The 12,422-nt window shown below is 64.8% G+C and carries 9 protein-coding genes; 3 read left to right on the top strand and 6 right to left on the bottom strand.

Annotated features, from left to right (window positions below; translation table 11 throughout):
• Nucleotides 1–88: 88 nt before the first annotated feature.
• The 4 genes from CH262_RS12460 to CH262_RS12445 all read right to left on the bottom strand — a co-directional run bounded on the left by CH262_RS12460 (nucleotide 89) and on the right by CH262_RS12445 (nucleotide 7,172).
• The gene (locus CH262_RS12460) at nucleotides 89–1,345 is read right to left on the bottom strand and encodes an RNA polymerase sigma factor (protein ID WP_032387048.1); all 1,257 of its coding nucleotides are present in this window, start codon (nucleotides 1,343–1,345) and stop codon (nucleotides 89–91) included.
• Nucleotides 1,342–1,692 carry a YciI family protein gene (locus tag CH262_RS12455; protein WP_032387049.1) on the bottom strand — a complete coding sequence of 117 codons (351 nt, stop codon included), beginning with the start codon at nucleotides 1,690–1,692 and terminating at the stop codon, nucleotides 1,342–1,344. The genes CH262_RS12460 and CH262_RS12455 overlap by 4 nt, the downstream gene beginning before the upstream one ends.
• A gap of 95 nt (nucleotides 1,693–1,787) precedes the next feature.
• On the bottom strand, nucleotides 1,788–2,576 hold the full coding sequence (locus tag CH262_RS12450; protein WP_094717677.1) for a DNA-formamidopyrimidine glycosylase family protein: 789 nt from the start codon (nucleotides 2,574–2,576) through the stop codon (nucleotides 1,788–1,790).
• A gap of 51 nt (nucleotides 2,577–2,627) precedes the next feature.
• Nucleotides 2,628–7,172, bottom strand: a complete 4,545-nt coding sequence (locus CH262_RS12445; protein ID WP_032387050.1) for an ATP-dependent helicase — start codon at nucleotides 7,170–7,172, stop codon at nucleotides 2,628–2,630.
• A gap of 95 nt (nucleotides 7,173–7,267) precedes the next feature.
• Here CH262_RS12445 and CH262_RS12440 point away from each other — a divergent pair, with 95 nt between their 5' ends.
• Nucleotides 7,268–7,519 (top strand): hypothetical protein, encoded by a 252-nt coding sequence (locus CH262_RS12440; protein ID WP_027496446.1) that lies wholly within the window; start codon nucleotides 7,268–7,270, stop codon nucleotides 7,517–7,519.
• 101 nt (nucleotides 7,520–7,620) lie between these two features.
• A complete protein-coding gene (locus CH262_RS12435; RefSeq protein ID WP_032387051.1) occupies nucleotides 7,621–8,148 on the top strand; it encodes a J-domain-containing protein in 528 nt (175 codons plus the stop codon).
• Here CH262_RS12435 and CH262_RS12430 read toward each other — a convergent pair.
• Both CH262_RS12430 and CH262_RS12425 read right to left on the bottom strand, forming a co-directional pair.
• Complete coding sequence (locus tag CH262_RS12430) at nucleotides 8,132–9,697, bottom strand: NAD-dependent epimerase/dehydratase family protein (RefSeq protein ID WP_032387052.1); 1,566 nt, start codon at nucleotides 9,695–9,697, stop codon at nucleotides 8,132–8,134. The genes CH262_RS12435 and CH262_RS12430 overlap by 17 nt on opposite strands.
• Nucleotides 9,694–10,923: an aminotransferase class I/II-fold pyridoxal phosphate-dependent enzyme gene (locus CH262_RS12425; protein ID WP_027496449.1), complete on the bottom strand. Its 1,230-nt coding sequence runs from the start codon at nucleotides 10,921–10,923 to the stop codon at nucleotides 9,694–9,696. The genes CH262_RS12430 and CH262_RS12425 overlap by 4 nt, the downstream gene beginning before the upstream one ends.
• A 377-nt stretch (nucleotides 10,924–11,300) precedes the next feature.
• Here CH262_RS12425 and CH262_RS12420 point away from each other — a divergent pair, with 377 nt between their 5' ends.
• A complete protein-coding gene (locus CH262_RS12420) occupies nucleotides 11,301–12,419 on the top strand; it encodes an acyl-CoA dehydrogenase family protein (protein ID WP_032383952.1) in 1,119 nt (372 codons plus the stop codon).
• Nucleotides 12,420–12,422 lie beyond the last annotated feature (3 nt).

Raw genomic sequence — 12,422 nt, 5'->3', positions numbered from 1 at the left:
AGCAGGGTGAGTATCGCAAGTGTCAACATACGATCCATGGTGATCGGCGAAGCTGTGAGCAGGCTTGGTCTCACCTGACAGTGAGCCGTCAGATTTTGCCCGGGCGGTGCTGGTCGGGACCGACCGGCGATTCGAGCTGCGCGCGTAAAAACGCCCTTTCCGCCGGCGACGGGTCGAGAGACAGAGCGGTTGTTCGTGCACTTCTGGCCTCCTCCGCTCGGCCGAGTCGGTCCAGCATCACAGCTCGACAGGCATGCCACAGATAATGCCCGCCCAGCGAGGCGATGGCATCGAGTGCTTCGAGTCCGGCGGCAGGACCTCGACTTTCCCCGACGGCCACCGCTCGGTTGAGTGCCACGATCGGAGTGTTCTCCACCCCGGACAGCACGTCGTACAGCTCGACGATCCGAGACCAGTCGGTGTCGGCGTAGGTTGCCGCGCCGGAGTGACATGCCGCGATGGCTGCTTGAACGGTGTACCGGTTCGGTCGGGTGTCGCTGCGACGTAGTGCACTGCCCACCCACTGCATGCCCTCCTCGATCGCCTCCCGATTCCAGCGAGATCGGTCCTGGTCTTCGAGCCTGACCAGGCCGCCCTCCTCGTCGATCCTCGTAGCCCGGCGCGAGTCCGTGAACAGCATCAGTGCCAGTAGTCCTCGAAGGGATGGCTCGTCCGGCATGAGCTCGATCATGAGGCGAGCCAGGCGAATTGCCTCGTCACACAGCTGGGGCCGCATCAGCGTCTCGCCCCCGAGATGCCCGGCGGTGAACAGTAAATACACGGTGGTGGCCACCGCGTCGAGTCGTTGCGGCAACTCCGCCGAGTCCGGTACTCGGTACGCGATGTTGGCGGCGGCGATCTTCTTCTTCGCGCGTGTGAGCCGTTTGGCCATCGTGGCTTCCGGCACGAGCATCAGGCGGGCGACGTCGACCGTGGCGAGCCCGCAGAGGGTGCGCAGGCTCAACGCCACCTGTGCCTCGACGGAGAGCGCCGGGTGGCAGCAGGTGAACACCAGCCGCAGCATGTCGTCGCTGATCGAGTCCTCGTCTTCCTCACGCCAATCTTGGTTCAGCAGTGCAAGATTCGCTGCCTCTCGCTCCTTCACGCTGCGGCCGGCCTCGCGTCTGACGATGTCGAGAGCCTTGTTGCGCGCGACGGTCGTGAGCCACGCTCGTGGGTTGTCGGGGACGCCCGATCGAGGCCAGTGGTCGAGTGCGGCTACCACGGCCTCGGAGACCGCATCCTCGGCTACGGCAAGACTGCCGGTGATGCGGACGAGGGTCGCCAACACTCGGCGACCCTCGTCACGGATCGTGGCCGACAGCTGCTCGGCCGGTGTGCTCACTGAGCCATCGGGATGACCGGCCGGACTTCGATTGCTCCGTTCCACGCCGCGGGAATCTGCGCCGCCATCGCGATCGCCGCGTCGAGGTCCGGTGCCTCGAGGAGGAAGAACCCAGCGAGTACCTCTTTTGCTTCGGCGAACGGACCGTCCGTCGTCAGGACGTCACCGCCTTTGCCGCCCGACACACGCACCGTGGTGGCGGTGGACGTGGGGTGCAGGACCGCGCCGCCGGTGATCGCCGGTCCGGCCGAGGCGCTGAATGCACCGTATTCGGCCATCTCGTCGGCCACGTCGGGCGAGGTCCAGTCGGCATCGTGGGTGTAGACGATGGCTGCGTATGCGGTCATGGTGAGCTCCTGACGATTCGTCGTGGTCTGCGCCGTTCGCCGACCTACATACGAAGGACGAACGGGGTTCGCCGAAAAGGACACCACGAACAGGACTATCTCGCCACACCTCGAGGTTGGCAGTGCGGGCAGTAGTAGATCTGCCGTTCTTCGAGTGGGTTGTCGCCGATCAGTCCGAACTCGATGGTGGTACCGCACCGCCTGCACGGCTTGTTCTCACGGCCGTACACCCAGAAATGACGGCCCGCGCGACGATCCCCGGTGGTGACGCGCTGATTGCGATTCTTGTTGGCGGTGATGGTGCGGAAGGACAGGTCGATCATCTTCTTCAGGTCTCCGGAGTCCTCGACCGGCGTGCGGGGATCGACACCGCGAAGGAAGCAGATCTCGTTGCGGTAGACATTGCCGAGTCCGGCTATGTTGCGCTGATCGAGCAGGGCCAGGCCGATCGGTCGGCCGGGGTCCGACTCCAGATTGGTCAGGGCGACACCTGGGTCCCAGTCGGGTCCGAGTAGATCCGGTCCGAGATAGCCGACAGCGTCGTCCTCGTTCTCGAGGATCTCCAGCACGCCCAGCTCGAATCCGATGGCCTGCGCCTTCTCGGTGTTCAGAATGATCCGAGCTTGGAAGGCCGGACGACGCCAGCGAGCCCCCAGTGCGTAAACGTGCCAGGTGCCTTCCATCTTCAGGTGCGAGTGGATCGAGTAGCCGCCCACTCTGATCAGCAGGTGTTTGCCCCTCGACGCGACGGACTCGACCGTTTCGCCGGTGAAGTCGACTGTGGCGTAACGGGGTACACGAATGTCGCAGGCAGTGAGCTGCTGGCCCTTGAGCGCTGCCCGCAAAGTGTTGGCGGCGCGCCAGACGGTATCGCCCTCGGGCATCTACGTCCTCTCTCGTTCTTCGGTTCTCTTCTTCGTCAGTGGTGCGGTGCCTCAGCGCCGCAGGCGTAGTCCGCGGGGAGTCGCCGAGAAACCGGCCGCGGTCAACGTCTTGGAGAAGTCCGTGCCGTGGATGTCGTGACCGTTGATCCGTTCGACCAGTAACTTGTCCACCCCGCCGCGCTTGACCGTGGTCGCCAATGCCGTTGCTGCAGAAGCGATGTCCTCGGTGTTGTCGCCGAAGGTCAGCACCGACTTCCCGCCACGTTCGACGAACATCGTCAACTCACCGCGAACGAGGACGACCAGCGCTCCCGCCTTGCGGCCGGGCCGATGCTTCGTCGTGTCGTCCGGCTCATCGCTGCCGCCGGCCTTCGGCCAGGGCAGTGCACCGCCGTACGGGTTCGCCGGATCGCACGAGGCGAGCACCACGGCAGTGGCGTTCTTCTTCGGTTCGTCGTAACTACGCAACCGGTCGACGACGTCGGAGGTGGAGAACTGAGCGCCGCCGAGCGAATCGACGAAGTATCCGCGTCGGCAGCGACCGGAATCCTCGAAACCCGTGAGCACCTTGTACATCGTGGCGAACCCGCCGGGGACCCCTTCGTTCATGACCGAACCACGCGTCACCACGCCGTAGCGTTCCAGGAGTACGTCTGCGGTCGCGTGAGCGCGGACGGTGAGGTCCGGTTCGAGTTCGGGCAACCGTGACCACCGACCGCCGGCCGTCGGTGGGCCGGTGCGGGTGGGCAGGGACGGCCGCTCGAACTGACGGTAGGAACGCAGGCGCGGGGTTCGACGCGGTGATCGATGACTCGGAGCCGAGCGGGTGGCCGTCGAGTTCAACAAAGCTCGCAGTGGCGCGAACGTGTCGTTGCTCAGTCGTCCGGCCCACACCAGCTCCCAGAGCGCAGCCTGCAGAGCCGTGTCGTCGGTGCTGCCGACGGTGTCCGACAGCTGCCGGAAGAAGTACGCACCGCCGCCCGCGACGGCGTCCTGAATGCGAATCTGCAACTCCGACAGGTCGGATTCGGCGGCAGGCACCAGGGTCAGTGGCGCGGTATCGGCCATGTGCAGGCTCACCCAGCCGTCCTTCGACGAAATCGCACCGTGTCCCGCCCACAACACCTCACCGGTGGAGGTCAACTCGTCGAGCATGGCGGGGCTGTAGTCGCTCACCCGGGAGGCCAGCACGAGAGATTCCCACGCCGACGCCGGAACGGGCACGCCCGCAAGCTGTTCGATGACCGTTGCCACACCGTCGATGCCGCTCAACCGGCGACTGTCCACGTGCTGCCACGCCGGCAGGAAGCGGCCGAGCGTGGCGGTGGACACGGGTTCGACTTCCTGCCGTGCCGCCGCCAGAGATCGCCGCCGCAATCGCCGAAGAACCTCGGCGTCGCACCATTCGCTGCCCGTTGCACCGGGACGGAATTCGCCCTCGACGACGCGTTTGTCGACGGCCAGTCGGCGCAGGACGTCACGCACCACGGCGGTACCGACGCCGAACCGCGCGGCTGCGTCGTCGAGGGTGAACGGTCCGTGGGTTCGGGCGTACCGGCTGATCAGGTCGACGAGTGGGTCGTCGACGGGCTCGATGAACGCGGCGGGAGTGCCGATCGGTAGCGGAACACCGAGTGCATCGCGCAAGCGAGCCGCGTCCTCGATGGCCGTCCACCAGTTCTGGCCGGCGAACGAAACTTCCATTGCCCGCTTTGCATCGGCCAACTCGGCGAGCCACTGCGGGAATTCGTCGCCGTTGGTGCGCTGTCCGACTTCCGTGGCGGTCAGCGGACCGAGCAGCCGCAGCAGATCCGCAACGCCTTCGATGTCCTTGGCGTGTCGTTCCTCGGGCAGTCGCTGCAATTCGAGTTCGGTGGTGGTGATGACGCTGTCGTCCAGCAACTCTCGCAGCTCGACGCGTCCGAGCAACTCGGCCAGCAGCGCCGAATCGAGAGACAGTGCGGCGGCCCGGCGTTCGGCGAGCGGGCTGTCGCCCTCGTACATGAAAGCGCCGACGTAGTTGAACAGCAACGAATTCGCGAACGGTGACGGTGACGGCGTCTCGACGTCGACGATCCTGATCTGGCGTCGCCCGATGCGGGCCAGGATGTCTTCGAGGGCGGGGAGGTCGTAGACGTCCTGCAGGCACTCGCGCACGGTTTCGAGCAGGATCGGGAACGTGGGGTATTTACGAGCGACGTCGAGCAGCTGTGCCGAACGCTGCCGTTGTTGCCACAGCGGTGCCCGCTTGCCGGGGTTGCGGCGGGGCAGAAGCAGTGCGCGAGCGGCACATTCGCGAAATCTCGACGCGAACAATGCCGATCCACCGACCTGCTCGGTGACGATGTCGGCAATCTCGTCACGCTCGAACACGAACAGTTCCGCGCCGGGCGGCTGGTCGTCGGTATCGGGAAGCCGGACGATGATGCCGTCGTCGGATGCGGTGGGGGCGGCGTCGATGCCGTATCGCTCGATCAGCCTCGCGCCGACCGCGAGGGCCCACGGCGCGTGTACCTGCTGACCGTAGGTGGAGTGCAGCACCAATCGCCAGTCGCCGAGTTCGTCGCGAAAGCGCTCGACGATCATCGTCTTGTCGGTGGGGAGCTGGCCGGTGGCCTCGAGTTGTTCGTCGAGCAAAGCGATCAGGTTGTTGACCGCGTTGGCGTCGAGACCGTCGGTGCTCAGCCGCTCGGCCAGGTTGCTGCGGTCGGTGGTGCTCCGCAGAAACTCGCCCAGGGCCCGGCCCAATTCCGCCGGTCGACCGAGGCCGTCGCCGTGCCAGAACGGCAGCCTGCCCGGTTGGCCGTATGCGGGACTGACCAACACCCGGTCGTGCGTGATCTCTTCGATGCGCCAGCTGGTGGCACCGAGCGCGAACACGTCGCCCACTCGCGATTCGTAGACCATCTCCTCGTCGAGTTCGCCTACCCGTGACTGCTTTTCGCCCACCATGTAGACGGTGAACAGGCCGCGGTCGGGGATGGTACCGCCGGACGTGACGGCCAGTCGCTGCGACCCGGGACGGCCGGTGAGAGTGTTGGCGTCGCGGTCCCACACGAGCCGTGGCCGTAGTTCGGCGAACTCGTCCGACGGGTAACGGCCCGAGAGCAGGTCGAGTGTCGACTCGTAGGCAGATCTGGGCAGAGTGGCGAAACTGCCGGTGCGACGGACTGATTCGAACCAATCCTCGGCGTCGATGGGTTCGAGTGCGCACGCTGCGACGGTTTGCTGGGCGAGGACGTCGAGGGGATTGGCCGGGACGAAGAGGGCCTCGATCTTGCCCGACGTCATGCGTTCGACGGTGACCGCGCAATGGATGAGATCGGTGCGGTGCTTGGGGAACAGCACGCCCTTGGAGATCTCGCCCACCTGGTGGCCGGCGCGACCGACGCGCTGCAGGCCACTGGCCACCGACGGCGGTGCCTCGACCTGGACCACCAGATCGACTGCGCCCATGTCGATTCCGAGCTCCAGGCTGCTGGTGGCCACAACGCAGCGCAGACGACCGGTCTTCAGATCGTCTTCGATCAGCGCGCGCTGATCCTTGCTGACACTCCCGTGGTGGGCCCGTGCCAGCAGAGGATCGGCGCCGTGGTTGACGTCGGATGCGGTGCCTACCTGAGATGGTGGTTTGTGCTCGGTATCGACTCCGCCGCCGATACGTTCGGCGTACACCTCGTTGAGCCGCGCGGTCAGGCGTTCCGCGAGCCGGCGGGAGTTGGCGAAGACGATGCACGATTTGTGCTCGAGGATGAGATCGACCATCTTCTCCTCGACGTGCGGCCAGATCGATCCCTGAGCCGGGGGAGCGGCGGAGGTGTCCGCATTCGGGTCGGTGACGCCGAGTTCGGTCATGTCCTCCACGGGCACCTGAACCGTCAGGTCGAAGGTCTTCGGTGCGGGTGGGGCGACGATCTCGATGGGAGCGGCACCGGCGAGGAATCGGCCCACTTCCTCGTGGGGGCGCACCGTCGCGGACAGGCCGATGCGTTGCGCGGGCTTGTCCAGCATCGCGTCGAGCCGCTCGAGGGACACTGCGAGGTGCGCGCCACGTTTGGTGCCTGCGACGGCGTGTACCTCGTCGACGATCACCGTGTCGACCTCGGCCAGGATGTCCCGCGCCGCGGAGGTGAGCATGAGGAAGAGGGACTCGGGAGTGGTGATGAGGATGTCGGGCGGAGTCTTGATCATGGTCCGGCGATCGGCAGCGCTGGTGTCGCCCGAGCGGACTCCGACGGAGATCTCCGGCGGGTTCAGACCGAGACGCTTGGCCGTCTGGGTGATGCCGACCAACGGAGCTCGCAGGTTGCGCTCGACGTCCACTGCGAGTGCTTTGAGCGGCGATATGTAGAGCACCTTGGTCTTGCGGGTGCTGTCCGCACCCAGTTGGGCCAGCTCGTCGAGGGCCCACAGGAATGCCGACAGCGTTTTGCCCGAGCCGGTCGGCGCGACCACCAGGGTGTGCGATCCGCTGGAAATGGACGACCACGCACCGAGTTGCGCCGACGTGGGGGCCGGAAATGCGCCGTTGAACCACTCGCGAGTCGGCCGCGACAGCTTCTCCATGATGTCGGTGCCGATACTGTGCGTGGCCATCCCACCATCATGCCCCGAGGCACCGACAGGTAACCCCGGAGCGCGAAGCTCGTGCGCTGCGGTGTCGTTTCGCCCGATTCGGGTACCCGGTGGCCATGACCGACGACCAAGAGATCATGCAGAAGATTTCCGCGAAACTCGACGCACTGCTCGGCAGCAAGACGAACGGCCTGCAGAACGAGGTGCCGCCGGGTGCAAGCATCCAATCGGACGAGGACGACGCCGAGCACGGTCCACTCGGCCGGGACTACCACCTGGCGAGCAAGTACGCCCAGGCGCTGGCCATCAACGAGCCTCAGGTGATCGACCGTGACGAGTTCGACCGCTTGGTCGCCGAATACGGCTGAGCCGACGCATTCGAGTGAGCCCCGACCCCTGCATGGGATCGGGGCTCACTCGTCTCGGGCGCACCTGGCGAACACCCGGGGCCGGTTCTACAGTCGATGGAGTGACCGAACGCAAGAAGCCAGGAGTCACGTTCGAGTCCTGGGTCGACAAACAGATCCGCGAGGCGCAGGACGCCGGCGCATTCGAGGGACTCGACGGCACCGGCAAACCCATCCCGATGGGCGATCCCGACGACGAACTGTGGTGGGTTCGCGGCTATCTGAGGCGAGAGAATCTGCCCGTCGATGCGCTCTTGCCCACGGCGTTGGCGTTGCGCAAAGAGATCGAGCGGCTGCCCTCGACGTTGATCGGTCTCCGGCGCGAGGAGTCCGTACGAGACGTGTTGGACGAGCTCAACGCTCGCATCGTCGACTGGATTCGCTTTCCCACCCCGCCGATCGTGCCGCTCGGCCCCGTGGATGTCGAGACGTGGGTGTCCCGGTGGCGTACCAATCGAGCCGAGGTCGACCGCCTGGAAAGACAGCACGACGCGGAGTCGGCTGTGACGTCGGGTCGATCCTCGGCGGCGAACCACGACGGTGCATCGTGGTTCGCGCGCGTTCGCAGCAGGTTCAGCTGGTGGCGCTGAGTCCGATCGTCCTGGCGCAGTAGGCCATAGCGTCCGCCGCAGTGGACACGAACGGAAGCGCAGCTGTGCCGTCCACGCGAACTCGAGGAGGCAACAGCCCGTCGGGGCACCTCGGTTCCTCCAGTGTCGTCCACCCGGTTGCGCGCCTGCGCAGGCCGCCGACCACGGTGTCGGTCGCGTGCCGGACTCCGCTGCGGAGCGCAACCGGGGCGGTGTCGAGGTGCGTGCGAGCGAAGCGCAATGCGGCGTCGACCGCGTCGACGGTCTGGGTGGCCGATGATCGACCGCGCAGCCCGGTGCTCAGGCCGTGGCCGGGGAGGTCGAGTACCACCACGTCGACGCCTGCCCGTGCGATCTCGGCGGCCAGGGGTGTCAGGTAGCGGGCATGCAGACCGGAATCGGCAACCAACACCACCGACTGGTCGGTGGCCGTCGCCGATCGGTGTACTTCGATGTGCACTCGACCGCCGGCGATATCGAGCTGCCGGTGCACGATATCGAGGCCGGCGACATCTGCGCGGGCGAGCGCGACCGCGTCGGAGGCCGGCCGCAACGCTGCCTCGCAGGCGAGGTCGCGTTCGAGGGCGTCCTGACTCCTCAGCAGCGACTTGCCCTGCAGCAGAATCATCACGGCGGCAGCCTCGTGGGAGGTGAGGGTGGGTGCCCAACCGGTGGCAGCACCGAGCGCGGTCGAATCGACGATGGGCTCTCCGGGCGTGACCCACTGCCCGGAGAACGGCGTGAGGCCGAGGGCGAAGGCGATGTTCGCGATACGCGTCGCCGCTTTCTGTGGAACGTCGAACATCAACTGGCCCTGCATCGCAGCGAGTTCGCGCACGCCGACCCAGTCCACCGGACCCAGGTTGTACGGACCGACGAGGTCGGTCTTGGCCGCGCGGTGGAAGGCGTCGGCCATGTCGTCCTGGAACAAGAATTGATACGAGGCCCGATCCGCTTCCGGGAACGCGCCGATCGGCCCGGTGAACTGGTCGATCCCGTCGTTGGCGAAGTCGGGTCCGACGATGTACGTGCACCGCAACATGGAGATGGCCATCTCACCGGGGTGCCTACGGAGCCACCACTCCGCATAGTGTTCTACCTCGGCCTTGTCGTAGAAGTAGTAGCGATTGGGATCGCCTGCGGGATAACTGTTCTCGGTGAGCGGCTCCGGAGCTATGTCGGCACCGTACGCGTTGATGCTGGACGCGATCACCACTCTCCCCACGCCTGCTCGATATGCGGAATCGATGACGTTGCGTGACCCGCGCAGGTTGATGTCGTGGGTCTCGGTCTTGTCTTTGAGCTCCTCGACCACGAACGCCAAGTGCAGCACGACGTCGCACTCGGCGAACGTCTCCTCGAGGTCGGGAGAGCGAATGTCCGAGCGGATCGCGGTGAACTTCGGGTGCGTGATTCGGGCTGGGCGACGGGCTATCCCGACGACCGCGTCCACCTCGGGATCCTCGAACAGCCTCGGGAGAATCGCGGCCGCGAAGTCACTGGTGGCTCCGGTGACCGCGATACGCACGCCGCGGTGGCGCTCACTCATGAGGGCAGCTCCGCTACGGCCTCGATGATCTGCTCCGTGGCGGTCGACAGGTGTTCTTCGGTGTGCGTTGCCATCACGCACAGGCGAAGAATGGCACCGGATTTCGGCACGGCGGGATGCAAGGCAGCGCTGGTGAAGATGCCACGGTCGTAGAGGTTCTTCCACAGGCTCATGGCCACGAGGTCGTCGCCGATGTGGAGTGAGACGATGGGGGCGGCCGTATCGCCGTGGGGTGTGGACGAGCGGCCTGCCACGTCGAGGCCGGCCGATTGCAGTCCGCCGCGCAGGATCTCGGCGTTGTCGAGTACGCGTCGAGCCCGATCCTTGCCCTCGTCGCTTCGGATCAGGCGGACGGAAGCCAATGCGGCACCCACCGCAGCAGGCACACCGGAGGTCGTGAACAGGAAGGCGCGGGCCTTGACCCGGAGGGTGTCGATCAAGTCGCTCGAGCCGGTCACGAACCCGCCGGTGGAACTGGGGCTCTTCGACAGTGACGCCATCGTGACGTCGACGTCCTTGGTGATGCCGAACAGCTCTGCCGCTCCGGTGAGTTCGGGGCCGTAGACGCCGAGGCTGTGGGCTTCGTCGACCATCAGCGCTGCGTGATAACGGATACACAGCTCGGAGACGACGTCGAGCGGTGCCAGGTCGCCCTCCATGGAGTACAGACCGTCGACGATGACCAGCACGGCTCCGTCGTCGACGACGGGTTGCTGGAGTTTGGCTTCGAGATCGGCCATGTCGTTGTGCTTGAACTTGACCACCGACGCGCCCGAGAGAGTGCTGCCGTCGCGGATCGATGCGTGGGCCGCCGAATCGACGATCACCGTGTCACCGGGGCCGACGATCGCACTGATCGTTCCGAGGTTCGTCTGGTAGCCCGTGGTGAAGACGAGTGCGTCGTCCGTTCCGTGCCACTGGGCGATCTCGTGCTCGAGTTCGAGGTGGAGGTCCAGAGTGCCGTTGAGCAAACGACTTCCGGTGACTGCGCTGCCGAATGTGTCGAGCGCGTGCTGGGCACCCTCGACAACCTTGGGATGGTCGGCAATGCCGAGGTAATTGTTGGATCCGAGCATGATTTTGTCCCGGCCCTCGACGCGAACGACCGGGGCAACGGCCGATTCCATCTTGCGGAAGTACGGGACCACATCGGCGTCTCGAACAGCGCGCAGCAAATCCACGCGCTCGTCTCCGCCGAGTCGTTTCATCAATCTGTTGACAACCATCGTGTACCAGAACTCCTCACAGAGTCGATTGTGAATTGTCGCGAATTCATGAGTTCATTCGGAGCGGGCGGCGCGGGCGATTGGTATTCGGCAGAAGAATATTCAGCGTTTCAAAAGATGCTCTTGCGACGGAAATAGGTTGGTAAATACGCCCCGAAAAATAACTTCGGTTTCTTTCGATCGACAAACTTTACGAGACCTTTAGTTTATCGCCGCAGGTGGCGGGGTATTGTCGGGGTCCAGCGCGAATTCACCTGCTTTACCGCTGTCCATGTTGATATTCGACTGATTTGTCCAGGTCGACTAATGGTACAAAATGGACGACGCCGCAATCAATCAGTGACACACAATCGATTAGTGACACAAGGAGATGAACAGTGACTGGATTAATGGTGCGCGAAAGAGAAACGCTCGAGAAGTACATGCCGGGTTTGCTGCACTATCTGGACACAACCCCACTGGACCGACTGGAGTCCCGCGATTCGGACGCGATAGACAAGTTTCGGGAATTCGGCGGTACCGGCTTGGTGGTCCCGGGCGAACTGGGTGGTCTCGGTGCTCCGGCCATCGACGCGGTTCGGGCGCAGAGGGCCATCGGGTCTCGCTCACCCTCTCTGGGCGCGGGAACCACGATGCACCATCTCTCACTCGCGTCCCTGACCGAATTCGCTCGTGGTGCCACCGACGACGACCGAGCATTGATCAAGGGATTGGTCGACCAGAAGGCGATCGTCGCTTCCGGGTTCTCCGAGGGCGTCACCGGCGGGAGTGTGTTCATTCCGACGATGACCGCCGTGAAGAAGGGCGACAACTACATCGTCAACGGAAGCAAGAAGCCGTGCAGTCTGGCACGTTCGATGGACTTGCTGACCTGCAGCGTCGAGATCGACTCCGGTGACCGCGCCGTCGCGCTGATTCCGGCCGGCCTTCCGGGTATGAGTGTGAAGCCGTTCTGGACCACCGACATTCTGGCCGGCGCGCAGAGCGAGGAAGTGTTGCTCGAAGACGTCGAAGTACCGGCAAGCCTCGTCCTACCCAACAAGGACGACGATCCCGATGGCGTGCACGAGATGACCGGCTACCTCTGGTTCGGGATGCTGATCTCCGCCAACTACATCGGCGCAGCGACCTCTCTGCTCGAGCGGATGATCGAGCAGGACAAGGGTGACTACGAAGGCTACGTTCGAGCGGCGGCCGAACTCGAGGTGTCCATGGCGGCAATCGAGAACGTGGCCCGTGCCTTCGACGAAGGTGAACGCGGACAGGACATCTCGGTGCAATTGCTGTTCAACCGCATCGCGATTCGTGACGCACTGGTGCGCAGCAGTTCGGCTGCCATCGAATCGCTGGGCGGGATCGGTTTCATCAAGTCACCCGAAATCGCTTACGTCGCAGCAGCATTGCACGCGTTCGCATTTCATCCCCCATCACGGCGGTCCATTTCGGAGACCCTGGCCCGTTTCCACGCAGGTGAAGATTTCGCGTTCGTCAAATAGCGA

The organism is Rhodococcus sp. 05-2255-1e (assembly GCF_002259025.1).
Lineage (GTDB): Bacteria > Actinomycetota > Actinomycetes > Mycobacteriales > Mycobacteriaceae > Rhodococcoides > Rhodococcoides fascians.
The sequence above is the reverse complement of the archived record's forward strand: the minus strand, read 5'-3'. Positions and strand labels throughout refer to the sequence as shown.